The following is a 26,247-nucleotide window of genomic DNA, read 5'->3' on the forward strand; positions in this document are numbered from 1 at the left end:
GAAATAAATCTCCGAAAAGGGGATATTCACACCGTCGCAGTTTCCAATTTAGATCCGTATCCAGACAGAGGCAAAAAATTAAGGAATGAAGCAAATCAGTTATTGACCCTGAAGTTACTACAGGGTTTTAAATTGCGTCATTTGAGAGAGAAGCGGAACTTAGAAAATGAAAAAACCATGCAATGGACAGTGTGACAGTAAAGCCCCTGTCGTAGATGATGAGTTTCATGGCCCCGGTGACGTCAAAATACCCACCCGGCTAAGCACCTACAAAGTGCCAAGAATGGATTGTCCCTCGGAAGAGCGAATGATTCGAATAGCTCTGAATGACTATGAACACATTCATTCCCTGTCATTCGATTTATCGGGTCGGACGCTGGAAATCCTCCACCATGGAAGAGCCGAACCTATTACAAGCAAGCTGGAAACCCTGGGTCTGGGCGCTTCCTTACAAATGACAGAAGACGCTAGCACTGAATCCGTAAGGGCGTTTGAATCGTCTAAAGCCAACCAACAAGGAGAGTCCACGACTTTATGGATACTGCTGGCAATCAACGCTTTGATGTTTCTGATCGAGATGACGATGGGCCTAATCGCCCAGTCCGCTGGTCTGATTGCCGACTCGCTAGACATGCTTGCCGATGCCGCCGTTTACGGTCTCGCGTTATACGCAGTGGGGCATGGCACCAAAATGCAGGTTAGAGCGGCACACATTGCCGGAATCTTCCAGCTTATCCTTGCCGCCGGTGTATTGGTTGAAGTCATCAGGCGTTTTCTATTCGGCAGCGATCCTCAGTCGTCAATGATGATGGCAGTCGCCTCTGTTGCTCTCATTGCGAATATCAGCTGCCTTCTTCTGATCGCAAAACACCGTGGAGGCGGTGCGCACATGAAGGCGAGCTGGATATTTTCGGCCAACGACGTAGTCATAAACCTGGGAGTGATACTTGCAGGTCTACTTGTTGCTTGGACCGGTACCAACTACCCAGACCTGATTGTTGGCGGAATTGTTGGCGTCATCGTATTGATAGGTGCAAAACGCATACTGGCACTGAAAGGCTGAATCCTTCGCGGCCAAGTGGTCGTTTATCGGTTTTCGTTGACAACTCATTGGGGGTGAACATAAACGCACAGTTTATTGAAAGCGCCCTTTCTTGCGGAGTTTGAAGCGGCGCACATTGCGGAATGAACGGGCGATTTCCAAGCGGACCTCATTCATCTTGAGTGAGCCCACATTCTCAGCCAGCGATCTGCTCTGGCGCACTCTGCAAATCATCTAAGAACGCTCAGTTAAGGTTGGCGGACAAAGGACATTCGTGAAGTGCTGGGACAATTTATTCTAACCATCGCCGCGCTAGTCTTTTCCGGGTTGGTTTCGAGTGGGAAGACTGGTCGCGCCAACATCGGCGCATTTGCCCTAAAGCCGGTGCCGGAGGATTTCTTTGGGGCGCTTTCGGGGGCGGCGGAGAGGAGGCCTGACTTAAATGTTCGCTTTTGTTTACGAGCGAAAAGAAAGAATTTAGTTTCGGTGGCAGCGTTTGGCAGAAAAACCCATACGGGATTTACACCTCAACGGTTAAAGTGGGGGTATCGTTTTGGATCGCTGTGTAGAGGCCAAGTGAAGACGGAAAACTGAAAATATATGAGCAGTGGAGCGGTTTGTGCTGGTAAAGATGCTTCTAGTATTACTGGGTCTGTTGTCTGTCTCTGCGAACGCTGGCGTTTATCGTTGGGTCGATGATAAGGGCCGTACCCATTTCGGCGATCGCCCACCCGCTGAGTCGAACTCGGAGCCTGTCAAAGTCACCCCGCCCCCTCCCGATGCTGACAATCTGGCTAATGAGCGTCGTCAGCGAATGAACGAATTTTTGGATTCACAGCAGGATGAGAGGCAGTCCCGGCAGGCGGCCAAGGCTGAAGCGGACCAGCAGGCCGCGAAAGAGGCTGAGCTTTGCCGAAAGCTTCAGGCCCGACTCAAGCACATGGCCAGCGTTTCCACGTTCTACAACCTGAATGAACAGGGCGAGCGGGTGTACGTGAGTGAGGAAGAGAACGACCGAATTCGCGAGCGGTTCCGCACCAAGGTTCAGGAAACATGCGGCTGAGTGTGCTTCGCCTCCTAGTCGTGGGGGCGTTGTTCTGTTCAGCGCCCTGGCCGGCGGCGCAGGCAGCAATGCCGGGTTGGTCGTTCCTTTTGGATGGCTCAGTCGCCCAGCTCGGTGAGCGGCCCCGAGCGTTGGTTGCGGATATGGACCCGGGGCCACTGAAAGATCAATTACAAGCCTGTGAGGGGAGGCCGATGCATTGGGCCGAGTTCTCGATCGGCCACCGGGGCGCTCCGCTGCGCTTTCCAGAGCACACGCTGGAATCCTACACGGCGGCGGCCCGAATGGGTGCGGGCATCGTGGAGTGCGACGTCACTTTCACCAAGGATCGGGAACTGGTGTGCCGCCATGCCCAGGACGATCTGCACACCACCACCAACGTCGTCACCATCCCCGAATTGAACGCCAAATGCACTCAGCCCTTTGTGCCGGCCGTCCCCAGCGAAGGCAAACCGGCCCAGGCCGAATGTCGGACCAGTGACTTTACCCTGGCGGAGTTGAAATCACTCCAAGGCAAGACCGACGACGTCAACCCGATGGCGACGACGCCCGAGGCCTATATCAATGCCGGCCCACGGCCGTTGGCCCGGGGTACTTTGTTGAGCCACCGCGAGAGCATCCGACTGTTGAAGGCGCTGGGTGTGGGCTTTGCACCGGAACTGAAAACCCCGGTGGTGGCCATGCCTTACGAGGGGGACTACACCCAGGAGGATTTTGCCCGACAGATGATCGCCGAGTACCGGGCCGAGGGCGTGCCGCCAGAAGCTGTGTGGCCGCAATCGTTTCGGCTGGCGGATATCCTTTTCTGGCTCGATCAGGCCAATGAGTTTGGCCAGCGGGCGGCCTTGCTGGATATGGACAAGCCCACGCCGCTGAACACCTCGCTGATCGCCATGGCCAAGCTGAAAGCCCTGGGAGTGAACGCCGTGGCTGCGCCTTTGTGGAAATTGCTGGCCCTGGACGACCAGGGGCACATCGTGCCGTCGCGCTACGCCAGAAATGCTCGCATGGCCGGCCTGGCGCTGCTTGCCTGGACGGTGGAGCGTAGTGGCTCTCTGGCGGGCGGAGGCGGCTGGTATTACCAAAGCGTGGCCCAAGCCATTAATAATGATGGCGATATGTTCGCGGTGATTGATGCGCTGGCACGGGAAGTTGGGGTTGTTGGCATCTTCTCGGATTGGCCCGCCACCACCACGTTTTACGCGAATTGCACGGGGCGGGCAGGCCCCTCGCGGCGGCCCTTTCTGAACATCGAATGACAAAACTGTAGTCCGGTTTTAACCCACAACAGGCGGGAATCCGGTTAGGGTGAGTTCACGTGATCGCAACGTAGGTTGATGATTGCAAAAGAGAAAGGACATCTGAACTCACTAGGAGGAATGCCTTATGAATTCCACAACCCGTTTTGCCTGTGCCACTGTTCTGATGGCGACTGCAGCTGCCGCCCCCGCAGCCTGGGCACAGAGTGGTGTTGAGCGTGAACAGAGTGGCCCTTACATCAGCGGTAGCTACGGTGGCTACAAATCGCATGGTGGTGAATTCGAGGACGAGAATGACATGCTGGCCGCGGCCCTGGGTTACCAATTTAACCCGTTCTTCGCCCTGGAAGCGGAGTACATCGACTTCGGCAATTTCGGTGAAGACGATGTGGAAGGCAAGCTGAAGGGTGTTGGTCTGAGTGCCGTGGGCCGGATTCCGCTCACCGACAGCTTCGGTGTTTACGGCAAAGCGGGTGCGTTCGCCTCGGCGTTTGATGTGGACGCCTTCGATGAAGACGAAACCTACGACGAGGTGAGCCCATTTGTTGGCGCCGGTGTCGATTTCCGGGTGACCCAGCAGCTGACGGCATTCGCTGAGTATAATCACTACAACGTCGATATCGACGAAGACGACTTCAATGGCCAGGTAACCAACGACGGTCCCGAATTTGATACCGGTCGGGTCGGCCTGAAGTACCAGTTTTAAGTTCAGTTGTAACAAGACGCGGCCTTTGGCCGCGTCTTGCTCTCCCTCCAGCCCCTTCTAGAAAATCTCGCCTAGATCAGTTCTGATCACCTTAATGTCTTAGGCCCCGTGCGACTGAGACGTATCAGAATTAATTGGTAGTGCACCAATAAAATAGCCGGTTATGTCTGGGATCTGGTGTCATCGATGTGAACTGTGATACCAAGCTCTTAGACATAGCGAATATCCGCAGCACTTCAGATCGTTGACGTTCTTTGCTCGGGCAGAGCGCTAGGGACTTCTCAAGAACCCGGCAAACGATCAAATGGACTAATTGTTCCAGCTCGTCGATCGCCAATAATGTGGGTGAAGATTTCAGTCGTCCGAATATCGCTGTGTGGGGCGTTATGTTTTTGATACCTGATACGTTACGGGGTACACTCAGGGAATGATTCGAAGCTTCAAACACAAGGGCTTGGCAAGATTCTTCAAGTCCGGCAGCACAGCAGGGATTCAGGCCGCTCATGAAAAGAGGCTTCGGCTAATTCTAGGCAGACTAAATGCAGCGTCAGATGCCAAAGATATGGACTTACCTGGCCTGCGGTTGCACGAACTCTCAGGTAATCGCGTTGGAATCTGGTCAGTGACGGTCAGCGGTAACTGGCGGGTGACGTTCCGGTTCGTGGATGGAGATGCTGAGATAGTGAATTACGAAGATTACCACTGAGGTGACCCCAATGTTGATGCATAATCCCCCTCATCCCGGCGAAATACTCAGAGAGCTTTGCCTTGAGCCTTTGGGCCTCTCTGTTACAGCGGCTGCAGAGGCTCTGGGCGTTAGTCGAAAAACTCTGAGCGCTGTGCTGAACGGCAAGGCTGGCATTAGCCCTGAAATGGCTATCCGGCTTTCTATCGCTTTTGAAACCTCGGCAGAAAGCTGGCTGAATCAGCAGTCCCAGTATGAGCTCTGGCATGCGGAGCAACATCGCAAAGAGCTCAATGTTAAGAAGCTTGTTGCTGCCTGAAGCAGCACATAACCAAGCCAGTCATGGCATCGCCGTGCGCATGCCGGCTAGCGTTATCGCACCATCTACATGTCTGCTCTGCGACCGCAGTGTCAACAGAGATTAGGGAGCATTTGCTCACCGAAGTAAGCATAAAGCGACCAAAACAGCCAAGTGTTGGTTCGACAACAGGAAGTCAGAACGCGGCACGCCGCCACGTCCTGACTGACTTTTTTACTGCACGTTTTCCTGCTCACCAAACCGATCGGCGAACAGCGCGGAGGACAGGTAGCGTTCCGCCGAATCCGGCAGTACCACCACGATATTCTTGCCCTTGTGCTCGGGCTGTTTGCTGACCCGCACCGCGGCCACCACGGCGGCACCGCAGGAAATCCCGCACAGAATGCCTTCTTCCAGCATCAGCCGGTGGGCCATGGCCATGGCGTCTTCGTTGGAGACCGTCTCCACTTGGTCCACCAACTCCAGGTCCAGGTTCTTGGGCACGAAGCCGGCGCCAATGCCCTGGATTTTATGGGGCGCAGGCTTCGGGTCTTCGCCGTTCAGGGTCTGGGTGATGATGGGGGAGTCGGTGGGTTCGACGGCCACCGAGGTGATTTTCTTGCCCCGGGTTTCCTTGATGTAGCGAGACACCCCGGTCAGGGTGCCGCCCGTACCCACGCCCGCCACGAAGATGTCGATCTCGCCGCTGGTGTCGTGCCAGATTTCCGGGCCGGTGGTGTCTTCGTGAATGCGCGGATTGGCCGGATTCTGGAACTGCTGGGGCAGGAAGCAATTGTCCGGGTCGGCGGCAAAAATCTCTTCCGCCTTGGCGATGGCGCCGGGCATGCCCTTGGCCGGTTCCGTGAGAACCAGTTCGGCCCCCAGGGCCTTCAGGACCTTGCGGCGCTCCAGGCTCATGGAGGAGGGCATGGTCAGGATCAGTTTGTAACCACGGGCCGCTGCCACGAACGCCAGGGCGATGCCGGTGTTGCCGCTGGTCGGTTCGATGATGGTCATGCCGGGCTTCAGGGAGCCGCGCTTTTCGGCGTCCCAGATCATGGCGGCGCCGATGCGGCATTTCACCGAGTACGCGGGGTTACGGCCTTCAATCTTGGCCCAGATGGTGGCTCCGTCGGACACCCGGTTCAGTTGAACCAGTGGGGTGTTGCCGATGGAGAGAGAGTTGTCTTCGTAGATTCGTGCCATGGTGCGCTCCTTGTCGTTTTGGGCAGTCTAGCACCACTCAGTCTTTTATGGCGCGAACCTCCAGCCGGTTCCGGCCATTTTGCTTGGCGGCGTAGAGGGCCTGGTCGGCCAGCCGCAGGAATTGGGCCGGGGAGTCGTTGGGGTCGGGCACGCCGGTGGCCAGGCCAATGCTGATGGTCAGGCTGATCTCCTGGCCGGCAAACACGGTGGAGCAGTCGGCGATGGCGTTGCGGAAGCGGTCCAGCCGATCAATGATTTCCTTGCGGTTCTGATAGGTGGTGAACACCACAAACTCCTCGCCGCCGAACCGCGCCAGGCGGTCGGTTTCGCGTCGGAAATGCCGTTTCATCATCTCGGCCAGGGTCTTCAGGCAATGGTCGCCGGCTTCGTGGCCGTAAGTGTCGTTGATCGCCTTGAAGTGGTCGGCATCGACCATAGCCACGGCAAAGCCATCGTGATTGCGCTGGCACCACTGGAAGCTCTTGCGGAACTCCCGGTCGAAAAAGCTGCGGTTACCGAGTTTGGTCAGGTTGTCGGTCACGCTCAGGCGGGCCAGGGCGTCGTTGGCGTTGGCCAGTTCCCGGTTCAGGCGCTTGAGTTTGCGGTTCCAGTAGAACAACAGGGCGGCGCCAATCAGGCCAAGGGCCAGCACCTGCCAGACCAGGGTGTAGTCCACCGATTGCTCAATCTTGATGTTGCGCCAGTAGGCCCTGAGGCTGGCCCGCTCGTCGGCGGTCAGGGTTTCCACCAGCTTCTGCATAATGTCCAGCAGCATGGGTTCGTCGCTGCGGGTGGCAATGGCAAGGGCCCAGTCGGCCGGGATGCGGCCAATCACTTTCACGTCCGCCAGTCCCTGTTCCTGCATCTGGTAGCTGGCGGAGGCGAGGTTGGTGACAAACCCCGCCAGTTTTCGCTCCTGCAGCAGTTTCAGGCCGTCTTTCTCGGTGTCCACCTCGACGAATTGTAATTTGGGGTAGCGGTAGCGAAGCAGCTCCGTGAAGGCGTAGTTCTTGACCAGGCCAACCTGGCCACCGGCCAGATCACCGACGTTTTCGATGAAGGGCGCTTCGATGCGCCCCAGGACTATGTTGGGCACCCGAATGTAGGCGTCGGTGAAATTCAGGTATTGGGCACGCTCCGGCGTTTTCATGGCCATGGACAGGATGTCGCACTCACGCTCCTGGATGGCCTCAAGGCTTTCGGTCCAGGAGTCTGTGGGCACCCGTTTGAAGCGAATGTTGCCGCGCTCGCTCAGAACCCGTAGCACCTCGGCGGACACGCCCACGTGGGTGTCGGAATCGTCCAGCCCTTCCAGCGGCAGCCACTCGTTGTCAATGCAGTAGGGGATGGTTCGATTCCGGTCGCTGAGCCAGGCCTCTTCCTCTGGGGACAGCTTGGGCTTCGCCCGGCTGGGGCTGTCCTGAACCCCCGAGGCCCCCAGCCAGCGGTTCTCGATGGTGCGCTTTTCGGTGTCACTGATGGCCGCCAGGGCCTGATCCAGAATTTCGGCGACCGGCGCCAGGGATTTGCGAACGCCAAATCGCAGGTCCTCTCCGGGTTGGTTCTCAAACACCAGCTCGCCGGCAATGCGCACGCCGGGAATCCTCAATTCCTGAATCCAAAAGTTGCCGTTGGGGAGCGCCGCCAGAACCGCATCCACCCGATCATGCTCCAAGGCTCGGAACATGGCCTCCTGGGAGCTGAAAACCTTGGCGGCTTCCCCCAGCTCTTCGACGACCCGGCGTTCGTAGTATATGTCGGCCGCTAATCCAACCTCGTAGCTGCGCAGGCTGCTGAGGCCCCGGTACTCCAGCCCGCCATCGCGGGTGAACACCACGTTGGGAATGATGTAGTAGGGCTCAGTAAACTGAGCAAATGTCTGTCGATCTTCGGTCTGTGACATGTTGGCGAGAACATCAATGGAGCCTTCCCGAAGCATGTGCAGCAGATCAGGCCACTCTCCGGCCACGGGCGTCACTTGCAGGCCGGTCAAATCGGTCAGGCGGTTGAGTACATCCACCGTTAGCCCCTGGAACTTGTCGCCATCGCGAAAGCTGAATGGGGCGTAGTCTTCCATGAGGCCAACCCGAACCGGGCCCAGTTCAGACAGGAAAATCCGTTGGCGGTCACTCAGGCGAAAGCTCTCGGGTTCGCTGATGCTGGCCCCGCCAAACTCCCGCCAGCGTTGCAATAACAAGTTTCGGCGGGATTCGGGGATGGCGGCCAAGCCAATCTGGATGCGTCGGAACAGTTCCGGCTTGTCCCGTTTGACCCCGATTCGCAAATCCTCCTGAGCCTGGGGGCCAAGGGGGGCTGGCCCTGCGATCTCGAGAAAATAGAAGCCGGCGGCGTTGGCCTCATATTTCAGGCTCAGTCTGGGCCCCAGTACCATATCGACCCAGCCGAACGCCAGGGCGCGCACCAGGCTGGGAATGGAGTCGTACACGTTCACGGCGATGCCGTTCTGTTCCAGCACCTTGTGGTAATACGTGCCCTCAATGATACCGACGGTCCGGCCTTGCAGGTCGGCGAGTCCGCCGATGTTTCCCAGGGGCCGATTGCTGTCCTGCATGAGGTAGGTTTGGCGGATGTGGTAGGGGTCGGTGAACAGAATCTCTTCGGCCATGTCTTCCCGGTAGGAAATGGCATCGATGGCGTCCAGCTCGCCGCTCAGGAAGGCGGCGTAAAGCTCGGGCCAGTTCCCGGCCCGGAATTCGAACTCCAGGCCGCTGTTGATCGCCACTTCTTTTAGGATATCGGCGGAAAAACCGGAGGTGGCGCGGCCCTCGAAAAAGGAATAGGGCTTGTTGTCGGCGACCACACCAACCGACACCCTCTCGGAGGGCGCCGGGGGTTCTTCGCCGCTGGCGGTTTGCAGGTTGAACGCGACGATGAGGGCTAGAAAAGCACGCCCCAGACAGGTGAGAAAGCAATGTGAACGGGGGGCGAACCTGTCTCTCATCGGGCTGCCGGCGATCAGTTGTTATTGTGAACTAAGTTTAGTCCCTGATGCCGGCATTGCTAGAGTGTGGCGGTTTAATGACCAACCTCGCGGCCGGTGTAGTCGCTAAAGTCCGGTTTTTTCGACTGATGGCGATCGTCGGTCATGTACGCGGAGGTGAGAATAAATTCTGCGGTCGCCTTGTTGCAGGCCACCGGGATGTTCCACAGGGCAGCAATGCGCAGCAGCGCCTTGATGTCCGGGTCGTGGGGCTGAGGTTCCAGAGGGTCCCAGAAAAACACCAGCAGGTCGATTTCACCCTCGGCGATCTTGGCGCCGATTTGCTGGTCACCGCCCAGCGGGCCGCTCAGCAGGCAGTGGATGTCGTCCCGGCCCAGGTGGTCGCGCAACAGCCGACCGGTGGTGCCCGTGGCGTAGAGGGTCAGGGGCGCGAAGCGGGTCCGGTTCTCGGAGGCCCATTCGACGAGCTCCTTTTTCTTGTTGTCGTGCGCCACCAGCGCAACGGATTTCACGGCCATTTGAGGTAAAGTCTCCTTTTTACTGGATAAAGCCAAAGTCAGTGTTTCACATGCGGACACTGGACGGAATAGGGAGCCCGAGTTATGTCAGTGAGCAGCACGGTGGACTGGACCACCACCCCAGCCGCCGTCTGGCGGCGTCACCGGTCGGGCCTGCGGGCCATTCGCCGGCTGGATCCGGTGCAGTGGGAGGCCCTGACCGGCATCGAACGCCAGCAGCAGGCCCTGGCCCGCAACACCGAGCGCTTTCTGGCGGGCGAACCTTCCAACAATGCCCTGCTTTGGGGTGCCCGGGGTACTGGCAAATCGTCGGTGATCAAGGCCCTGCTGAACCGCTACCGGGACCAGGGCCTGCGGATGATCGAGGTCGACAAGGACGATCTGGTGAACCTGCCGGAAATCGTCGACGACATCTGCGATCTCAGCTTCCGCTTTGTGATTTTCTGCGACGACCTGTCCTTCGACGCCGGCGAAACCGGCTACAAGGCCCTGAAAAGTGTTCTGGAAGGCTCGCTGGAATTGCCGCCGGACAACGTCCGGGTGTACGCCACCTCCAACCGCCGGCACCTGATGCCGGAATTCATGGCCGACAATCTGGCCAGCGACATGCGCGGCGGGGAACTGCACCCGGCCGAGGCCATTGAGGAGCAGGTGTCTCTGGCGGACCGGTTCGGGCTGCAGCTCTCGTTTTACGCGTTCTCGCAGGAGGTTTACCTGCAGGCGGTGGATGCCCTGTTTCCGGACGTCGCCGACCGGGAGGCGCTGCACCGTCAGGCCATCCGGTTTGCCACCGGCAAGGGCGTGCGCAATGGCCGCACGGCGCAGCAGTTCTATCGCCAGTATGCCGGCAGCGAACTGCCGGACCGGTAAGAGTTAATGAAGGGCGACTGACGGGCTACTGGCGCTTGGCGAGCCGGATAAAGCGGTGGTGGATGGCCCGCACGCCCAGGAACACCAGCAGCAGGGTGACCGGTATGGCCACGCCCAGCACCAGGGACTTGTCGAACTCGATCCCGGCGTCGTGGATCGTGTCCAGGGCCACCTTCAACAGCCCGATCAGGTAGTAGGAGATGGCCACCACCGAGAAGTTTTCCACAGTGTGCTGCATCATCAGCTGAATCTTCGAGCGCCGGTCCATGGAGCTGAGCAGCTGCTGGTTCTGGTTCTGGATCGCCAGCTCCACCCGGGTGCGCATCATCTCCGAGGCCCGGTCGATGCGCCTGGACAGGTCCTCCAGGCGATCGCTCACCGCTTCGCAGGTTTTCACCGCCGGGGTCAGTCGCCGGGTCATGAACTCGGTGATGGTCAGATGGCCGGACAGTTCGTCTTCCCGCAGTTCCTCCAGGCGGGTCAGCACCAATCGGTGGTAGGCCCGGGTGGCAGAGAACCGGAAGGTGGAATGGGCCCGGAAGGCCTCGATGCGGGAGGCGATGTTGGTCAACTGGGCCAGCAGCTGGTGCTCGTCCACATCCTGGTTGTCGGCCAGGGCCTGGGTGATCACCGCCAGCTTCTGGTCCATGTCGTTCAGGGCCGGGGTGATCTCCCGGGCCACCGGCAAAGCCAGCAGCGACATCAGCCGATAGGTTTCGATCTCCATTAGGCGCTGGGTCAATCGGCCCAGCTGGCTGTCGGACATGTGCTGGTTCATCACCATGAACCGGCCGAAACCGTCGCTGTGCAGCTGGAAGGTGCCCCAGACCCGGGCCGCGCCCTCCTGGGGCCGGCTGCCAACCAGGCGCATGCCTTCAAAGTGCTGGCGCACGTAGGCCAGGTCGCCTTCGGTGTCGGCGCTGGCCGGGCGGATGTCCAGGTGGAAGGCGGCCACCACGGTACCGGTCAGCTGTTCCAACCAGCCCTCGGGCAGCAGGGAAATGCCGGTCTCGGAGAAGGGCGTGTCATCACCGGCGGCCAGGTTGGTGAAGGTGTAACTGGCAAACTCCATGTGCATTTCCCGCCGCACCCGGAGGCTGCCAAAGGTCTCCTCAAAACACCCCACTTCCTGCTCCGGCACCGGCTGGCCCAGCAGCCGATGCAATTCCTGCAAATGCTCAAACTGCTGCTGCCGCTGCTCCGGGGTGGTCAGCACCGCCATCTGGGTGACTCGGGCCGGTGTGGGCAGCACCTGGAACGGGCGCGAGTGCAGCTCGTTGTAGAGGTCGTCCCGTAACGGGTGAATGTCGAGCAATTCCAGTCGCACGCTCACAGCAGGGTCCTGTGGTCAAGAATGGGCTGTCGGGATGATAACGCTGAAACGAACCCCGTCAATGCTGCTTTCGGCCCCGTTGGCCGCTTCCACCCGGGCGCCGTGGAAGTCGGCAATGAGCCGGACAATCAGCAGGCCCTGGCCCAGGTGGCCTTCCTCCCGGCCTTCCCGCAGGGATACGAAGGGGTCAAAGATGTCGGTGCCGGCGGTATTGGGCAGGGAACTGCCCTCGTTGAACACGGCCAGGCACAGGGTGTCTGCCCGTGGTTCCAGCTCGACCCGAATCAGGCCTTGCTCGGGGGTGAAATCCCGGGCGTTGTCCACCAGCTTGTCGAGCAACTGCACCATGAGCTCCGGCGAACCGGTCATGGCACAGCCCTGCTCGGGCCCGGCGTATTCGATGCGGTAGCCCGGGGCCAGTGCCTGATAAGCGGCGGTGGCTTGGGAGGCCACCTCGGCCAGGTCGAAGCGTTCCTTGTCGGCGTGGTCGAAGCTCTGCTCCAGGCGCGCGGCTTCGCTCATGCCGTTGAGAATCTGCCGCAGCCGGTCAGTGGCGCCGGAGGCCCGTTCCAGGTACTGCTGGCGTTCGGTCTCCGAGCTGCTGTGACTGAGATTTTCCAGGGACGAGCGGACCACCGCGACCGGGGTTTTCAGCTCGTGAGACAGGCGCCGGGAAAAGCTCTCCAGGTAGCGGTTGTAGCCGTGCAGGCGCTCCACCATCTGGCTGAAGTGCTGCTGCAGCTGGCCCAGCTCGTCGTTGGTCCGGGCGGCGGGCAGGGTGCCGGTAATCCGGCCGTCCTCATCGACGCTGCCACTGACCGCCCGCTGCAACCGGGTGATGCGCCAGGATAACCAGCTGGCGTAGCCCAGCAGGACCAGGGTCAGGCCGATGATGATCAACGTGCTGCGGGCAATGACCGAGCCCAGGGTGGAGCCGGACAGCGTCAGCAGCTGGTCCAGGGACTGCTCCAGGACCAGGGCGCGGCCGCCGAACACCGGCTCGGTGGTGCGCAGCCAGATGCTGCCGTCGTCATAGCGCACCAGCCCTTCCGCTGCCTCCAGATCGAGTCGGTGCATTGCCTGGCCGGCCGGTGCCGGGTCCGGCTGATAGAAACGCACCAGGGCCCGCAGGGCATTGAGGCTGATCTGCTCGGCCACCTGCAACGGGCTCAGCTGGTCAAATTCCGGGGTCGGTTTCCGGGCGGCCAGCGTCTGCTGTGCGGTGATCCAGCCCGCCGGCTCCCGCACCCAGACGTTCTGGCCCGGATTGAGCCGGGTCTCCAGTTGCCGCTCCAGGGCGGCGTCGGGCTGCACCAGCACTGGCATCGGGTCCTGGGGCGTGCTCAGGCTGTGCTCGCCGCCATCGGCCCAGAAGGCGCCAAATCCCAGACGGCTGCCGGTGGGCGGTGCCGGCATCTGGAGCTCCACTTGCCAGCCATTGCGCGTCGACTGCCAACTGCCGGTGACCCGGTAGTCCTGGGTCTCGAAGTCTTTTCCGGTCAGCGCGTAGAACTGGCCCGGTGCCGTGGCCCGGATCAGCCAGGACTGTCTGGCCGTAGGGGCGCCGAGGGCGTCGTCACCGGGTTGCAGCCAGAGCTGCAGGCGATCATGGGGGGCGTCGGTGTTCCCGGGGTCGTACAGGGCGGGTTCCCGATTGGCGATGCGGATCAGCAGATACAGGTGACGGCCATCGGCGGCGGCCTGCCAGCTCAGGGCCGGCGCGTCCGGGGTGGGGCTGGTGCTGGTCTGCCAGGGCTGGAACGGCTCGCCTTCCTCGTAGTTGGGCCAGTCGTCCGGGTAGCCGTCCAGGTTGAGGGCCCGGTTCAGGGGCTCCACGTAAATGGCCGGCTGGTCGTCGGTGACCGGAGCACGGCCGATGAGCGCATCACCGACCGCATCCGCCAGCCGTTCGGCCTGCAGGCTCAACTGCTCCCGGGCCTGCTGACGAAGAGCATCGTCCAGTTCCAGCACGAACTGGAGGCCGGCCCAGGGAATCAACAGCATGAGCAGGCTGGCGATCAGCAGCTGGCGCTTGAGCGTCAAGGGTCACACCTCATGGGCGTTCCAGCGGTAGCCCATGCCGTAGGCGGTCTGGATGCCGTCGAACTGGCCGTCCACCTGAATGAATTTGCGGCGAATGCGCTTGATGTGGGAGGTCACCGTGTTGTCGTCGAGCACCGTGCTCGCGGCGTCCATTAACTGGTCGCGGCTGCGCACATGACCGGGGTGCTGTACCAGGGCGTGCAGCATCCAGAACTCGGTCACGGTCAGGTCCAGCGGTTGGCCGTCCCAGGCCACGGTCATCCGGTCCACGTTCAGCACCAGTCGGCCCCGTTCCAGCACCTCGTCAGGTTTCTGCAGGGCTTCGGCCCAGGCCTCGGCGCGACGCAGCAGGGCGGTGACCCGGGCCTGCAGGTGCTCCATGCTCATGTCCTTGGTGACGTAGTCGTCGGCACCCAGGCGCAGGCCGTGGACCGAATCTATGTCGCTGTCCCGGGCGGTCAGGAAAATGATCGGCAGGGTCTGGGACAGGCCCCGCAAGTCCTGGCACAGGGCGAACCCGCCTTCAGGCTCCTCCCCCAGCCCGACGTCGATGATGGCCAGGTCCGGCAGCGCCTGGCGCAGCACCTGCCAGGCCGAGGGCCGGTCGCCAAAGGCCGATACCCGGTAGCCCCGGCGTTCGAAAGCAACCCGGTAGTTGTCGCGGATGCCCGGTTCATCTTCGATCAGAACAATGTGCTTTTTCATGGTGACGTCGGTTCGGCGTTCGAATGTGCCTCTATTTAAACACGGGAGCCCGGGAGCACAAGCCGGCGGCCGAGGCTTGCCACAATTGATCATTTTTTGCGGGCGGAATGTCCGGTTTTGCCACTGGGAGCACCCATCGGCTTGCTGAAATGGCGGCACAACGATCAACCAGGCCGCCACAAGGATACCGTTATGATGCTCTCGACCGGACTGCTCAAACTCAGGCCCACGATTTCCACCCGCCAGCACCGCAGGGCCCGACGCTTCGCCGAGGGCGTCAGCCTCTGGCTGGCGGTGCTGCTGATGCTGTTCGTGCACCCGCTCTACGCCGAGGCCGCTTCGGGCGAACGGGCGCCGGTTGACTCGCAGCCGGGTGACACCCGGATGGTCAGTGAAACGGCCGGAGTGCTGCATTTTGTCGACCCCTCCGGCAACTGGCGGGAGCCGGCTATCGTGCTCGACAGCGAGTTTGATATCCGGGTCAGCGGCCTGATTGCCGACAGCCGGCTGACCCGCCGCTTCCAGAACACCAGCGGCGACTGGCGCGAGGGCGTGTTCGTGTTCCCGCTGCCGGACAACGCCAGCGTCTACGGCCTGACCATGACCATCGGCGAGCGCACGATCGTCGGCAAGGTGCGGCCGAAAGCCGAGGCCCGGAAAACCTACGACCAGGCCAAACGTGCCGGAAAACACGCCGCCCGGCTGGATCAGCAGCGGCCCAACCTGTTCACCGCGCGGGTGGCCAACATACCGCCCGGTGAAACCATCAGCGTGGATCTTCGCTACCAGCAGCCGGTGGCGTATCAGGCCGGGGTGTTCGAGCTTCGCCTGCCGACCACCCTCACGCCTCGCTACATGCCGGGCAGGCCCCTGGCGGAGCGGCCCCACCAATGGCAGGGAGGCTGGGCGCTGCCCACCACCGAGGTGCTTGATGCCGACGCCATCAGCCCGTTCACCGTGCGCCAACATGAGGTGGCGGCCAACAGCCATCGGGCCAAGGTCCGGATGACCATCGACGCGGGCCTGCCCCTGGTCCGGGTGGTGAGCCCGTCCCACCGGCTGCAGACCCGGCTGGATGGCCAGACCGTGCAGGTTCAGCCGGACCAGGACCGGATCCCCATGGACCGGGATTTTGTGGTGCGCTGGCAGCCACTGGCCGGGCAGGAACCCAGCGCCGCCGTGTTTCACCAGCGCTGGCAGGAAGAGGATTACCTGATGACCCTGATCGTGCCGGGCGCGGCCGAGAGCCGGGCGCTGGCCCGGGAGCTGATTTTTGTCATCGATACCTCCGGGTCCATGGCCGGGGAATCCATCCGCCAGGCCAGGGCCGCCCTGCAACGGGGCCTGGATACCCTGGGGCCGGATGACCGGTTCAATGTCATCCAGTTCAACAACCAGGCCCATGCCCTGTTCATGCAGCCGGTGCCGGCCAATGGCAACAACCTGGCCCGGGCCCGGCGCTATGTCGACGGCTTGCAGGCCGACGGCGGCACCGAGATGGCGTCGGCCCTGAATCTGGCGCTGACCGGTGCCAACGGGGCCGGCGAATCCGCGGCCGGCCGGGTGCGTCAGGTGGTGTTCATCACCGACGGCGCGGTCGGCAACGAAGCGGCCCTGTTCGCCCAGATTCGCCGGCAGCTGGCGGACCAGCGGCTGTTCACCGTGGGCATTGGTTCGGCGCCGAACCTGCATTTCATGCGCGAGGCCGCCCGCTGGGGGCGGGGCAGTTACACCGCGATCCAGGATCCGTCCGACGTCGGTGGCCCGCTGGAGCGACTGTTCGCCGCCATGGAGGCCCCGGTCCTGACCAATGTCCAGGTGCAGTGGCCGGAGCAGAACGGAAGCCCGGACGCCCTGCCCAATCGACCCGGGGATCTGTTCCAGGGTGAGCCTCTGGTGCAGGTGGTACGCGGTCAGGCACCGGCGGGCCTGGTGCGGGTGTCCGGCACGCGCTCGGACGGCCAGCAATGGCAGCAGAACCTGGACCTGCAGCAGGCCGCGCCCGGCCAGGGCCTGAATCGGCAATGGGGTCGGCAGAAGATCGACGGTCTGCTGGACGCCGCCCGATTGGATGGCCGTGAGCCGGACAAGGCGGAGGTGACCCGGCTGGCGGTGGCGCACGGGCTGGTGTCGCCTTACACCAGCTTTGTTGCAGTGGATGAAACCCCGGTGCGCCCGGCGTCGACACCGCTGCAGACCGAGCAGCTGCCGACGCTGCTGCCGGCGGGCAGTCAGGCCGGCATGTTGCGCTACCCGCAGACCGCGACCCTGGCGCCGCTGTTTACCGCCCTGGGCCTGATCGGCCTGATGTTCGCCCTGGCCATTGGCCTGCTGCACCGGAGGGCCCGGGTATGAGCCGTTTGTTCCTGCTGTTGCTGACCTGTTCCGCCACCCTGCTGGTGTTCGGGCTCTGGATTCCACTCAAGGCCGTGCTGGCCCAGGAACTGCTGGAGCTGGCCTGGGCCGAGAGTCAGGCCCGGCAGGCCGAAACCCGGCCCTGGCCCTGGGCCGACACCTGGCCGGTGGCGCGGTTGACGGTGCCGGAGCTGGGCGACTCGATGATTGTCCTGGCCGGCGGCCATGGCGAGAGCCTGGCGTTCGGTCCGGGCCAGGTGCTGGGCGGGGACAATGGCCAGGGTCCGGTGGTGATCGCCGGCCACCGGGACACCCACTTTGAACCGCTCCGGTATCTGCAGGCCGGCAGTGAGTTGCGTCTGCAGGGGCGGGACGGGCGCTGGCGCCGGTATCACGTGGCAAGCACCCGTGTGGTCGACAGCCGCTCGGAACTCATCGACACCGGCCGGCTGGCCGAGGACACCCTGCTGCTGGTGACCTGCTACCCGTTCGACAGCCTGGATGCCGGTGGCCCGCTGCGCTACGTGGTGGAAGCCCGAACCTTGCCCCAGGGAGGCAACCAACTGGAACATTTTGATACTGTTGCCGGCACCTGAGGTTGGCGTACACTTGTGCGCCAAATTTGGTGACACAGTCGTACGACATGGGTTCGGTGAGAAAATGGGTGCTTTGAGAAAACTGTTGGCCTGGCTGAGTGTGCCGGTGATCTGCCTGTTTGCGTTGGCGTTCTACCTGGCTCGCCCGTTCAATCCGGACAACAACCGCCTGCTGGGCGCAGCCGTAGCCCGTATTGGCCGGGCCCTGCTGGGTATGGACCGTCCGCTGGAGGGGCGCGAGCACATGCCCACCGACCGCCCCACCGTGGTGATCGCCAACCACCAGCACAACGACGACCTGTTCGTGATGGGCGACCTGCTGCCTCCACGCACGGTCACCGTGGGCAAGTCCTCCCTGGTGTGGGTGCCGTTCTTCGGCCAGGTGTTCTGGCTCGGTGGCAACGTCATCCTCAACCGCGCCCGCTCGCACAAGGCCATCGCCGTCATGCAGGCCACCAGCGAGGCCATCAGTCGCGACCACAAGAGTCTGTGGGTGTTTCCCGAAGGGACCCGCAGCCGGGGCCGGGGCCTGCAGAAATTCAAGAAGGGCGCCTTCCACGCCGCCATTGCCGCCGGTGCGCCGATCACCATGGTGTGTGCCCGCCAATACCAGGACCGGACCCTGGGCTGGACCGGTCGCCGCGAGCCGGTGGCCATCCGTATCCTGCCCCCCATTGAGACCGCCGGGCTCACCACCGACGACATTCCCGAGCTCATGAGCCGGTGTCGCCAGCAGATGGCCGAGGCCATCGCCGCTCTCTAGGCCAAAACCCGGCATTGGCGCGAAGTTCTTGAAGCACCACGGAAAACAGGGCAGTCTTGGCGGGTCTGATCACGTTGTTCGATGACCTTCTGGGAGAGGCAAACGATGAATCTGATTCTGTTTCTGATTATCGGTGGTGTGGCCGGCTGGCTGGCCGGACTGATCATGAAGGGCCGCGGCTTTGGCGTACTGGCCAACATCGGGGTTGGTATTGTCGGCTCGTTCATCGGCGGGTTTGTGTTCCGCCTGCTGGGGCTGGCGGCCCAGGGCGCCGTGGGCGAACTGGTCACGGCCACCGTCGGGGCGGTGCTGTTGCTGGCCATTGTCAGTAAGATCAAAAAGGCCTGACCATGATCGTACCCGTCACTGGAGTCTTTGCCGCGGTTATTGGCCTGCTGTTGCTTGTGCTGTCGGCCCACGTCGTCAGGTTTCGCCTGAAGTACAAAAAAGGCATGGGGGTGACCGACGACCGCGATTTTGAAGCGGCGGTCCGGGCCCAGGCCAACCTGGTGGAGTACGCGCCCACTGCCCTGATCATGCTGGCCATCGCCGAGCTCAACGGTGTCGCCAGCGGCTGGGTGTACTGGATCGGCATGGTGCTGGTGGTCGGCCGCATCCTGCACGCCTGGGGCATGATCAACAGCAGTGGCGGCACCCACTGGGGGCGCTTTTTTGGCATTATCCTGACCTGGCTGGCAATCCTGGTAACGGCGTTACTGCTGTTCTGGAACGTCTGGTCGGTGTACGGCTGATTCCGGCCTGGGTAGCCCAAGCGCTATCCAGGCCACGCTTTCCTCGGTTAACACCGATTACTCTTCTTCCCCCGGGCACAGATCCTGGTCCGGGTTGTTGCAAAAACCATCCTCCTCCGTGAACGTCTGATTGCCGAAGGAACCGTTCGGACGCCGCTCAATGGCCCCGACCTCAACCTTCAGCGGTGCGTCGGCCGGCAGGCTGGCCAGATAGCTTGATGGCACCGCCACGCTGTTCACACTCGCCGGCACCCGCACGGTGTAACTGAACGGTGACAGCTCGTCGTCGTCGGGGGTCAGCACCACCTCGTAGGCAACGATGTCTGCCTCGCCCGCAAGCACAAAGCCATCGGGCTGGGTCACACATTCGCCCAGGTCATCGCCATAGGCCCAAGTAATGTCGGTGCCGTCGAACTCCGCGTCCGCCGGCGCCGCCGGTATGAAATGGGACAGCAGGGTGGTGCCGGCAATCACCCCTTCGTTCTGGATGGTGAGACGAAACTCGTAGAAGCCCTCGGGGAACCGGGCCAGAAACTCGGGCAGGGTCACCACCCGGTCGTCCGGATCCTCGGCCAACTCCGGCTCACAGAGCGGCTCTGCGCTTTCGAAGAAGTTTTCCGTCAGACGCTGGTCTTTCAATGCTTTTCTCGCATGTTCGGAGAAGATCTGCTTGCCGTCTGGCCCGACTATCCGGGCTTTGCGCCAGCCCTCGGCATCGAACAGTACGTGAAAGCCGATGTCGCCATCCGAGGCGTTGATTTCAATCAGCACCCGGCACTCGTCCAGCTCGTTGCAGGGTTCGTCGCCATGGCTCAGGCTGGGCCAGGTTGTGGCGACGAGCGCGGCTGTTAAAAAGCCCGACAGTCCGGCCAGGGATGTTCGTTGGGTAACCATGATGATTCCTCCGTTTTGCCGGTTGACCGTCTTCACTGGGCGGCTTGGAGGATGTCTTCCAACAGCGCGAAGGCATCTCCCTGGGGTTCAGGAGCAGACACTTCGGCCAAGAACAGCGGAATTGAGAGTGTTTGGCCACGGAACCTACAGGACGGTGGCCCCCAGGGATGGAACGCAAGAATCGCTCCACCGGAGTAAGTTGGTGTTTTTGCTTGGCGCTCTGGGTGGGACGCGGTGAGGCTGTAAACGATGCTGACGATTTTTTCGCCTGTTTTCCCGAATCCCTGCCAGGGCAGCTTGGGAATCTATTGGAAAACAGGCGGTTGGATCCTGGTGCCGACGTTACCCGGGCGTTACCCCTGCAACGCCTGGGGTACCTGGTGCGACAGGTATTCCAGCTCAACCCGCCGGTTGGCGGCGTGGTCGTCCAGGGTGGCCAGGGGCCGGGTTGAACCCCAGGCGCTCAGCATCAGTCGGGACGCCGGCACGCCCTCCTGTTCCAGTAACCGGGCCACGGCGTTGGCCCGCAGGCGGGACAGGAACTGGTTGTAGTCTTCGGCGCCGAAGTTGTCCGAGTGGCCGTGGATACGAACGCTGGCGGTGGGATGCTGGCGCAGATAGGCGGCGTGCTGTTTGAGCATGGCGACATCGGCGGCGTCCAGCGCATGCTTGTTGAAGCCGTAATGAAATTTCATCCGGTGCGGTCGGCGGATGTCGTCGGCCAGGGCTGCGGCGGTGAAGCCGGATGCCAGGGCGGCCTTGGCAATGAGTTCCGGGTTGTCCAAAACGAGTACGGTCATTGTTGAGATCCTTGATTCCAGTATCCGGTTCTTCTTGTTATTCCCGCTCACTATTGGTGGGCGTGGGAATAACGGCAATTGGCGAAAAGTCGATACGGCGTTGGCCCGTTCCCTGATGGCCCGATTTAATGGCATTTCTGTGACCCTGACATGACAATGGCGTCCAAATCCTGCATTGGCGCACATTTGTGGGGTCGAAACGGTTTCGCCTTTCCAACGACTCCTATTTGAGCGCGAAAAGCGGGCGTTACTGTGGTAAAAAACAGGTTTTCAGGGACAGATTGTGATGAATTGTGACCGCCCATGCTGATTATCCCCGCTGAGAACGCCGTCAACTGGAAGCGCCCGCCGTGGGTCACGCTCGGACTGATGTTCACCTGTCTGATGGTGTTCCTGTTTTACCAGGGCAGCGACAGCCGCAAGCTGGAGCAGGCGGTGTCCGAGTACCTGGCGTCGGACCTGCAGTCGCTGGAAGCGCCGGCCTACGAAACCTACCTTGAACGCGAGATTTCCATTCAGGGCGACGAGAGCCGGATCCACGAGCTCCAGCGGTTCCAGGAACTCCAGCGGGACAACGACGAGTTCTGGCTGGCCCTGAGCCTGCTTATGGATCGGGAGTTCTACCGTTACCTGGAGTCCAATCAGGACGTGCTCTGGTCGGTGCGCGACCGCGCCCGCTGGAACGAGCAGCGCAGTCCCATCGAAGCCAATTACATCGAACGGCTCAGTGCGTTCCAGCTTGGTCTGGTGCCGGCGGAGCTGTCGCTCTACACCCTGGTCACCTACCAGTTCCTGCACGGTGGCTGGGGCCACATCATCGGCAACCTGGTGTTTCTGTTCCTGCTCGGCTTCACGGTGGAGAAAGCCCTGGGCCCCGGCCGCTTCCTGATTGCCTACCTGGTATGTGGTGCCCTGTCCGGGTTGGTGTTCACCGCCTTTTCCCTGGGCAGCCCGGTGCCGCTGGTTGGCGCCTCCGGGTCCATTTCCGGCTTGATGGGCATGTACGTGGCCATCTATGGCCTGCAGCGCATCCGCTTCTTCTATTTTCTCGGGGTCTACTTCAACTACATCAAGGCCCCGGCCATCGCCATGCTGCCGGTGTGGCTGGGCAAGGAAATCTACGATTACTGGTTTGCCGGCGCCACCGGCATTGCCTACATGGCCCACGCCGGCGGTCTGCTTGCCGGGGCCGGACTGGTGTGGCTGCTCGGGCGCAGCTGGCTGCAGGTGCGCGAGGAATTCTTCGAGCCCGAGGCGGACGAGCAGGACGCCCGCTTCACCTCCGGCTACGGCCAGGCCATGGCCAGCCTGGGGCGGATGGAGTTTGACCTGGCCCGCCACCAGTTCGAGGCCTTGCGTGGTCACTACCCGGACCGGCCCATCCTGCTCGAGCACCTGTACCAGCTGGCCAAGCTGCGCCCGGACCTGCCGGAGTACCGCGCTCGCACCATCGAGCTGATGAACGACGCCCTGGCGCGGCGGCAACCGGAGCAGATGATCGAAGTGTGGAAGGAATACCTGGCCAAGGGCGAGGCCCACCAGCCGCTCGGGGCCGAGGACCACAACCGGGTGCTGTTCACCAGCCTGAAGCAGCACGACACCAAGGCCGCCGAAAAAGCGTTTGAGCGCCTGCGTGGTACCGGCGACCAGCTCCTGACCGTGGAAGCCTGCCGGTTGCTGGTGGAGGAATTCGAGAAACTGCGGATGGAGCCCAAGGCCCGGCATTATCGGCAGTTGTTGCAAGCCAACTGACAGAATGCGGGGTCGGGGATAGGTGCCCTTCCGAAACCGTGCGGAGCCATGGATGGCGGAGCCGAGCGTACAGGGATGTATTCACAGCGTGTTTCGGAAGGGCACCTATTCCCGGCCTTACTCCTGCACCGCGAAGCTCGCCTTCGGCCCCTTCAGCGGCTCCCGCTTCTGGGCCTGCTCCAAGTAGGTGCCAATCTGCTTGTGTAACGGGTCCTGCTGGCAGCGTTTCTGGATGAAGGTCAGGAACGCCGTCGCTTTTTCCCACTGATTCAGACCGTTCGCCAGGGTCTGGGCCACCAGCAGGTAGGCCTGGGCCAGTTGCTTGCTGTCCGGGAAGCGCTTGTGGAAATCCTGAAGCAGGCGCAGCGCCAGCTTGAAGTGGCCCCGGTGGTACAGGGTCCGGGCGCAGCGTACCGCCAGTTCCGGGTCATCGAGGCGGAACTGGGGCTCGGCGTTTTGCAGGCTGTGCAGCAACGCCGCCATGCCGTCGCCGTCGTTGTGGTCGGCCAGCCAGGTGAGCAGGCGGGGATGGTACCGGTAGAGTTCCGGGACGTCGTTCCGGGCGGTCAGCAGCTGGTACAGCTGGCCGATGCGCTGGCCGTTGTCGCGGTCGCGCTTCAGGGCCTCTTTCAGCATCGACTGGACCCGGTCGTAGTTGCCGTCCTTCAGGTTCATGTCGAGGTCGGCGTCAAAGCGGGCGCTGCGATCTCGCTGGTGGTTGTCCTGTCCGTCCGAGCGGTCCTGCAGGTCCGAGGCAAAGCCCAGCTCCTCCTGGTACTGGAACAGCAGGTAGCCGAGCATGTGGAACAGGATCAGGGTGAAGGTACTGTTCAGGAAACCGGCCAGGGGCTGCGACACCCACAGCGGGAAATGAGTCATGGCAAAGTCCTGGGCCGCGCCGGAGGCCAGGGTCAGCAGGATCAGATAGCCGTACAGCAGGAAATAGGGCGCGCCGATGCGGGAGATGAGCATGGCCAGGTTCATCGGGTTGACCGCGGCCCCCACCGAGCGCTCCATGGCCAGCACCATGATGCTGGCGGGCAGGGCCAGCACCACGAACGCCAGGGCCAGCATCATCAGCAGCGGCCCGCCGATCATGCCGGCGGTGAACACCAGCCCGCCCATCAGCACGAATACCAGAAATTGCAGGGCAACGATATCAAAACCAGTGCCGGTAAAGGCCACCGACACCGCGGGCGGTTTCAGGTGGCCCTCGGCGGTGTGGTTGATCACGGCGTAGGTGTACTTGAACAGGGCCAGGGCCAGCACCAGCCAGATCAGGATGCCAATCAGGTTGGCGGGCGCCAGTATAGGCACCAGGGTGCAGATGGCGATCACAATCAGCGGGTCGGTGTGGAAGGGGTAGCGGAAAAACGCCCCGACCCGATGCCAGAACGGCACCACTTCGGTGGCGGCGCCCAGATAGCGCATGGCCTTGCTGCACTGGGGGCAGAGCCCACGGCGCTGGCGGGTGTCGGCGTCGGGCATACAGCGGCTGCAATAGTGCATCTGGCATTCGCCGCAATGCCATTTGGCCGGGTCCCCGGGGTGGTAATGGCAGTCGTTTTTCACAGCGGGTGGTGGTCCTGGTCCGTCAGAAAAAGCAGGCTCAATCATGACAGAAGTCAGCATGGTTCGCAGCTACCCACTCCGCAACCTTTGTGCATCCCTGCACCAAACCTGCACCAACTTTTCACCAACCTTTCGCCGACTTTTCGTCAAATCCGCAGCAACCCGGTTTGCGGGTAGACTATAACGTGAACCCTGACGTATCGGTCAGGAGTGCCCAGTCATCCGGAGGATTCTTGAACCAGTATTACCGCCCGAATTCGAGCACCGAGTGCGACGCCGGTCAGCGCCAATACCAGTGGCGGGACATCTTTGCGCTCGCCCTCAAGCACAAACCCAGGCTGGTCAAGGCCAACCTGCTGGCCATTCTGGCCACGGTGATGAGTGTGCCGGTGCCGCTGCTTCTGCCGGTGCTGGTGGACGAGGTGTTGCTGGACGAGGCCGGGCCGGTGCTGCCGATCATGAATCGGCTGTTGCCGGATGGCTGGCAGGTGCCGCTGGTGTACATTGGCATGATGGTGCTGGCGGCCTTTGCCTTGCGCCTGGCGGCGCTGTCGTTCAACGTGCTGCAGTCGCGGGAATTTTCCAAGGTGTCGAAAGACGTGGTCTTCCGCATCCGGTCGCGCCTGCTCGGGCGCTTGCAGCGGGTCGCCATGTCCGAGTATGAAACCCGGGGTTCCGGCGGCATCAGCAGCCACTTCATCACCGATCTGGACACCATTGACCAGTTTCTGGGCACCACCATCAGCCGTTTCCTGGTGGCCAGCCTGACCGTGGTCGGCACCGCCCTGGTGCTGCTCTGGGTGCACTGGCAATTGGCGCTGCTGATTCTATTGTTCAACCCCCTGGTGATCTTCGCCACCATCCTCATCGGCAAGCGGGTCAAGGAACTCAAGCGTCGCGAGAACGCCGCCTACGAGGAGTTCCAGGGCGATCTCAGCGAAACCCTGGACGCCATCCATCAGTTGCGGGCCGCCAACCGCGAGAAACACTACCTGCGCCAGCTGATTGACCGGGCCCGGACCGTGCGCGACCACGCCATCCAGTTCGAGTGGCGCAGCGACGCCGCCTCGCGGGCCAGCTTTGCCCTGTTCCAGTTCGGCGTGGACGTGTTCCGGGGCGCGGCCATGATCACGGTGCTGCTGAGCGATCTGAGCATCGGCATGATGTTCGCCATCTTCGGCTACCTCTGGTTCATGCTCACGCCGGTGCAGGAAATGCTCAATATGCAGTACGCCTGGTTTGCTGCCAACGCGGCCCTGGGCCGGATCAACCGGCTGTTGGAGCTGAAAGAGGAGCCCCGGTACCCGGCGCTGGAAAATCCGTTCAAGGGCCGGCATACCGTGGGCCTGAGCCTGCGCGACGTGCATTTCAGCTACGACGACGAACCGGTGCTGCGCGGCATCAACTTGGAGCTCAAGCCCGGTGAGAAGGTGGCGGTGGTGGGTGCCAGTGGGGGCGGCAAGTCCACCCTGGTGCAGGTGATTCTGGGCATGTATACGCCGCAGCAGGGCGAGGTGCTGATCGACGGCGTACCGGTCCAGCGCATTGGCCTGCCGTGCCTGCGCGAGCACGTGGCCACGGTGCTCCAGCACCCGGCGCTGTTCAACGACACCGTGCGCCAGAACCTGACGCTGGGACGGGACCAGGCGGACGCCGAACTCTGGCGGGCGTTGCGCATTGCCCAGCTGGACAAAACCGTGGCCGACATGCCGGCACAACTGGATACCGTCATTGGCCGCCAGGGTGTCCGGCTTTCCGGGGGGCAGCGTCAGCGCCTGGCCATCGCCCGGATGATCCTGTCCAATCCCTCGGTGGTCATTCTCGATGAAGCCACCTCGGCGCTCGATGCCGAAACCGAACACCAGCTGCACCGGGATCTGGAGGATTTCCTGCGCCAGCGTACCACCCTGATCATTGCCCACCGTCTCAGCGCCGTGAAGCAGGCCGACCGGGCCTGTGTGTTTGAAGACGGACGCATCATCGAGGAGGGCCATCACGATGAACTTATTGCCCGGGAGGGCACCTACGCCCAGCTCTATGGTGAACGACAGCTGTGAGGGCCGGGGTGTGCAT

Annotated in this window: 23 protein-coding genes and 2 pseudogenes; 16 read left to right on the forward strand and 9 right to left on the reverse strand. The window is 61.9% G+C overall.

What is annotated here, in order from left to right; all coding sequences use genetic code 11:
* The first annotated feature begins 166 nt into the window (after positions 1 to 166).
* From U5822_RS07195 to U5822_RS07230, 8 genes and pseudogenes are all read left to right on the forward strand, one after another.
* Positions 167 to 1,063: a cation efflux transmembrane domain-containing protein gene (locus U5822_RS07195; RefSeq protein WP_322854952.1), complete on the forward strand. Its 897-nt coding sequence runs from the start codon at positions 167 to 169 to the stop codon at positions 1,061 to 1,063.
* A gap of 243 nt (positions 1,064 to 1,306) precedes the next feature.
* Positions 1,307 to 1,636: pseudogene (locus U5822_RS07200) on the forward strand (DUF3703 domain-containing protein); the annotation flags it as partial.
* 37 nt (positions 1,637 to 1,673) lie between these two features.
* A pseudogene (locus U5822_RS07205) lies at positions 1,674 to 1,814 on the forward strand (DUF4124 domain-containing protein); the annotation flags it as partial.
* Between the two features lie 42 nt (positions 1,815 to 1,856).
* Positions 1,857 to 2,105, forward strand: coding sequence for a hypothetical protein (locus U5822_RS07210; protein WP_322856959.1), 249 nt, complete (start codon positions 1,857 to 1,859; stop codon positions 2,103 to 2,105).
* Positions 2,106 to 2,299: 194 nt separating this feature from the next.
* Positions 2,300 to 3,364, forward strand: coding sequence for a glycerophosphodiester phosphodiesterase family protein (locus tag U5822_RS07215; protein WP_322854953.1), 1,065 nt, complete (start codon positions 2,300 to 2,302; stop codon positions 3,362 to 3,364).
* 127 nt (positions 3,365 to 3,491) lie between these two features.
* A complete protein-coding gene (locus U5822_RS07220) occupies positions 3,492 to 4,070 on the forward strand; it encodes a porin family protein (RefSeq protein ID WP_322854954.1) in 579 nt (192 codons plus the stop codon).
* Positions 4,071 to 4,497: 427 nt separating this feature from the next.
* Positions 4,498 to 4,776: a type II toxin-antitoxin system RelE/ParE family toxin gene (locus tag U5822_RS07225; protein WP_322854955.1), complete on the forward strand. Its 279-nt coding sequence runs from the start codon at positions 4,498 to 4,500 to the stop codon at positions 4,774 to 4,776.
* A 10-nt stretch (positions 4,777 to 4,786) separates the two neighbouring features.
* The gene (locus tag U5822_RS07230; RefSeq protein WP_322854956.1) at positions 4,787 to 5,074 is read left to right on the forward strand and encodes a HigA family addiction module antitoxin; all 288 of its coding nucleotides are present in this window, start codon (positions 4,787 to 4,789) and stop codon (positions 5,072 to 5,074) included.
* A 213-nt stretch (positions 5,075 to 5,287) separates the two neighbouring features.
* Here the strand turns inward: U5822_RS07230 and cysK are convergent, their stop codons facing one another.
* The 3 genes from cysK to U5822_RS07245 form a co-directional block, all read right to left on the reverse strand.
* Positions 5,288 to 6,259, reverse strand: a complete 972-nt coding sequence (cysK, locus tag U5822_RS07235; protein WP_322854957.1) for a cysteine synthase A — start codon at positions 6,257 to 6,259, stop codon at positions 5,288 to 5,290.
* 37 nt (positions 6,260 to 6,296) lie between these two features.
* The gene (locus U5822_RS07240; protein WP_322854958.1) at positions 6,297 to 9,221 is read right to left on the reverse strand and encodes a transporter substrate-binding domain-containing diguanylate cyclase; all 2,925 of its coding nucleotides are present in this window, start codon (positions 9,219 to 9,221) and stop codon (positions 6,297 to 6,299) included.
* 74 nt (positions 9,222 to 9,295) lie between these two features.
* Complete coding sequence (locus tag U5822_RS07245) at positions 9,296 to 9,739, reverse strand: methylglyoxal synthase (protein ID WP_322854959.1); 444 nt, start codon at positions 9,737 to 9,739, stop codon at positions 9,296 to 9,298.
* An 84-nt stretch (positions 9,740 to 9,823) separates the two neighbouring features.
* On the opposite strand from U5822_RS07245, the gene U5822_RS07250 reads away from it, so the two are divergent.
* Positions 9,824 to 10,609 (forward strand): ATP-binding protein, encoded by a 786-nt coding sequence (locus U5822_RS07250; RefSeq protein WP_322854960.1) that lies wholly within the window; start codon positions 9,824 to 9,826, stop codon positions 10,607 to 10,609.
* Positions 10,610 to 10,634: 25 nt separating this feature from the next.
* Here U5822_RS07250 and U5822_RS07255 read toward each other — a convergent pair whose 3' ends face one another.
* The 3 genes from U5822_RS07255 to pdsR are packed head-to-tail and all read right to left on the reverse strand — an operon-like array spanning position 10,635 to position 14,690.
* Positions 10,635 to 11,942: a DUF3422 family protein gene (locus U5822_RS07255; protein WP_322854961.1), complete on the reverse strand. Its 1,308-nt coding sequence runs from the start codon at positions 11,940 to 11,942 to the stop codon at positions 10,635 to 10,637.
* A gap of 15 nt (positions 11,943 to 11,957) precedes the next feature.
* Positions 11,958 to 13,985 (reverse strand): ATP-binding protein, encoded by a 2,028-nt coding sequence (locus U5822_RS07260; protein ID WP_322854962.1) that lies wholly within the window; start codon positions 13,983 to 13,985, stop codon positions 11,958 to 11,960.
* Between the two features lie 3 nt (positions 13,986 to 13,988).
* A complete protein-coding gene (gene pdsR / locus U5822_RS07265; protein ID WP_322854963.1) occupies positions 13,989 to 14,690 on the reverse strand; it encodes a proteobacterial dedicated sortase system response regulator in 702 nt (233 codons plus the stop codon).
* A 192-nt stretch (positions 14,691 to 14,882) separates the two neighbouring features.
* On the opposite strand from pdsR, the gene U5822_RS07270 reads away from it, so the two are divergent.
* The 5 genes from U5822_RS07270 to U5822_RS07290 all read left to right on the forward strand — a co-directional run bounded on the left by U5822_RS07270 (position 14,883) and on the right by U5822_RS07290 (position 19,156).
* A complete protein-coding gene (locus U5822_RS07270; RefSeq protein WP_322854964.1) occupies positions 14,883 to 17,045 on the forward strand; it encodes a marine proteobacterial sortase target protein in 2,163 nt (720 codons plus the stop codon).
* The gene (locus U5822_RS07275; RefSeq protein ID WP_322854965.1) at positions 17,042 to 17,641 is read left to right on the forward strand and encodes a class GN sortase; all 600 of its coding nucleotides are present in this window, start codon (positions 17,042 to 17,044) and stop codon (positions 17,639 to 17,641) included. Before U5822_RS07270 ends, U5822_RS07275 begins: the two co-directional genes overlap by 4 nt.
* Before the next feature lie 64 nt (positions 17,642 to 17,705).
* Complete coding sequence (locus U5822_RS07280; RefSeq protein WP_322854966.1) at positions 17,706 to 18,404, forward strand: lysophospholipid acyltransferase family protein; 699 nt, start codon at positions 17,706 to 17,708, stop codon at positions 18,402 to 18,404.
* 105 nt (positions 18,405 to 18,509) lie between these two features.
* A complete protein-coding gene (locus U5822_RS07285; RefSeq protein WP_322854967.1) occupies positions 18,510 to 18,752 on the forward strand; it encodes a GlsB/YeaQ/YmgE family stress response membrane protein in 243 nt (80 codons plus the stop codon).
* Positions 18,753 to 18,754: 2 nt separating this feature from the next.
* Positions 18,755 to 19,156 (forward strand): MAPEG family protein, encoded by a 402-nt coding sequence (locus U5822_RS07290; protein WP_322854968.1) that lies wholly within the window; start codon positions 18,755 to 18,757, stop codon positions 19,154 to 19,156.
* Positions 19,157 to 19,213: 57 nt separating this feature from the next.
* On the opposite strand, the gene U5822_RS07295 is transcribed toward U5822_RS07290, so the two are convergent.
* The gene (locus tag U5822_RS07295; RefSeq protein ID WP_322854969.1) at positions 19,214 to 20,050 is read right to left on the reverse strand and encodes a hypothetical protein; all 837 of its coding nucleotides are present in this window, start codon (positions 20,048 to 20,050) and stop codon (positions 19,214 to 19,216) included.
* A 353-nt stretch (positions 20,051 to 20,403) separates the two neighbouring features.
* Positions 20,404 to 20,850 carry an OmpA family protein gene (locus tag U5822_RS07300; protein ID WP_322854970.1) on the reverse strand — a complete coding sequence of 149 codons (447 nt, stop codon included), beginning with the start codon at positions 20,848 to 20,850 and terminating at the stop codon, positions 20,404 to 20,406.
* A 303-nt stretch (positions 20,851 to 21,153) separates the two neighbouring features.
* Here U5822_RS07300 and U5822_RS07305 point away from each other — a divergent pair, with 303 nt between their 5' ends.
* Complete coding sequence (locus U5822_RS07305) at positions 21,154 to 22,602, forward strand: rhomboid family intramembrane serine protease (protein WP_322854971.1); 1,449 nt, start codon at positions 21,154 to 21,156, stop codon at positions 22,600 to 22,602.
* Positions 22,603 to 22,719: 117 nt separating this feature from the next.
* Here the strand turns inward: U5822_RS07305 and U5822_RS07310 are convergent, their stop codons facing one another.
* Entirely contained in the window at positions 22,720 to 24,174 is a 1,455-nt protein-coding gene (locus tag U5822_RS07310) for a hypothetical protein (RefSeq protein WP_322854972.1), read from the reverse strand.
* 305 nt (positions 24,175 to 24,479) lie between these two features.
* Here U5822_RS07310 and U5822_RS07315 point away from each other — a divergent pair, with 305 nt between their 5' ends.
* Positions 24,480 to 26,231 (forward strand): ABC transporter ATP-binding protein, encoded by a 1,752-nt coding sequence (locus U5822_RS07315; RefSeq protein WP_322856894.1) that lies wholly within the window; start codon positions 24,480 to 24,482, stop codon positions 26,229 to 26,231.
* Positions 26,232 to 26,247 lie beyond the last annotated feature (16 nt).

Origin of the sequence: Marinobacter qingdaonensis (assembly GCF_034555935.1) — a bacterium.
GTDB lineage: Bacteria > Pseudomonadota > Gammaproteobacteria > Pseudomonadales > Oleiphilaceae > Marinobacter > Marinobacter qingdaonensis.

Coding starts and splice junctions, on each gene's coding strand:
- U5822_RS07195 (WP_322854952.1), top strand. CDS start 167: ATGAAAAAACCATGCAATGGACAGTGTGACAGTAAAGCCCCTGTCGTA.
- U5822_RS07210 (WP_322856959.1), top strand. CDS start 1,857: ATGAACGAATTTTTGGATTCACAGCAGGATGAGAGGCAGTCCCGGCAG.
- U5822_RS07215 (WP_322854953.1), top strand. CDS start 2,300: ATGCATTGGGCCGAGTTCTCGATCGGCCACCGGGGCGCTCCGCTGCGC.
- U5822_RS07220 (WP_322854954.1), top strand. CDS start 3,492: ATGAATTCCACAACCCGTTTTGCCTGTGCCACTGTTCTGATGGCGACT.
- U5822_RS07225 (WP_322854955.1), top strand. CDS start 4,498: ATGATTCGAAGCTTCAAACACAAGGGCTTGGCAAGATTCTTCAAGTCC.
- U5822_RS07230 (WP_322854956.1), top strand. CDS start 4,787: ATGTTGATGCATAATCCCCCTCATCCCGGCGAAATACTCAGAGAGCTT.
- cysK (WP_322854957.1), bottom strand. CDS start 6,259: ATGGCACGAATCTACGAAGACAACTCTCTCTCCATCGGCAACACCCCA.
- U5822_RS07240 (WP_322854958.1), bottom strand. CDS start 9,221: ATGAGAGACAGGTTCGCCCCCCGTTCACATTGCTTTCTCACCTGTCTG.
- U5822_RS07245 (WP_322854959.1), bottom strand. CDS start 9,739: ATGGCCGTGAAATCCGTTGCGCTGGTGGCGCACGACAACAAGAAAAAG.
- U5822_RS07250 (WP_322854960.1), top strand. CDS start 9,824: ATGTCAGTGAGCAGCACGGTGGACTGGACCACCACCCCAGCCGCCGTC.
- pdsR (WP_322854963.1), bottom strand. CDS start 14,690: ATGAAAAAGCACATTGTTCTGATCGAAGATGAACCGGGCATCCGCGAC.
- U5822_RS07270 (WP_322854964.1), top strand. CDS start 14,883: ATGATGCTCTCGACCGGACTGCTCAAACTCAGGCCCACGATTTCCACC.
- U5822_RS07275 (WP_322854965.1), top strand. CDS start 17,042: ATGAGCCGTTTGTTCCTGCTGTTGCTGACCTGTTCCGCCACCCTGCTG.
- U5822_RS07280 (WP_322854966.1), top strand. CDS start 17,706: ATGGGTGCTTTGAGAAAACTGTTGGCCTGGCTGAGTGTGCCGGTGATC.
- U5822_RS07285 (WP_322854967.1), top strand. CDS start 18,510: ATGAATCTGATTCTGTTTCTGATTATCGGTGGTGTGGCCGGCTGGCTG.
- U5822_RS07290 (WP_322854968.1), top strand. CDS start 18,755: ATGATCGTACCCGTCACTGGAGTCTTTGCCGCGGTTATTGGCCTGCTG.
- U5822_RS07295 (WP_322854969.1), bottom strand. CDS start 20,050: ATGGTTACCCAACGAACATCCCTGGCCGGACTGTCGGGCTTTTTAACA.
- U5822_RS07300 (WP_322854970.1), bottom strand. CDS start 20,850: ATGACCGTACTCGTTTTGGACAACCCGGAACTCATTGCCAAGGCCGCC.
- U5822_RS07305 (WP_322854971.1), top strand. CDS start 21,154: ATGCTGATTATCCCCGCTGAGAACGCCGTCAACTGGAAGCGCCCGCCG.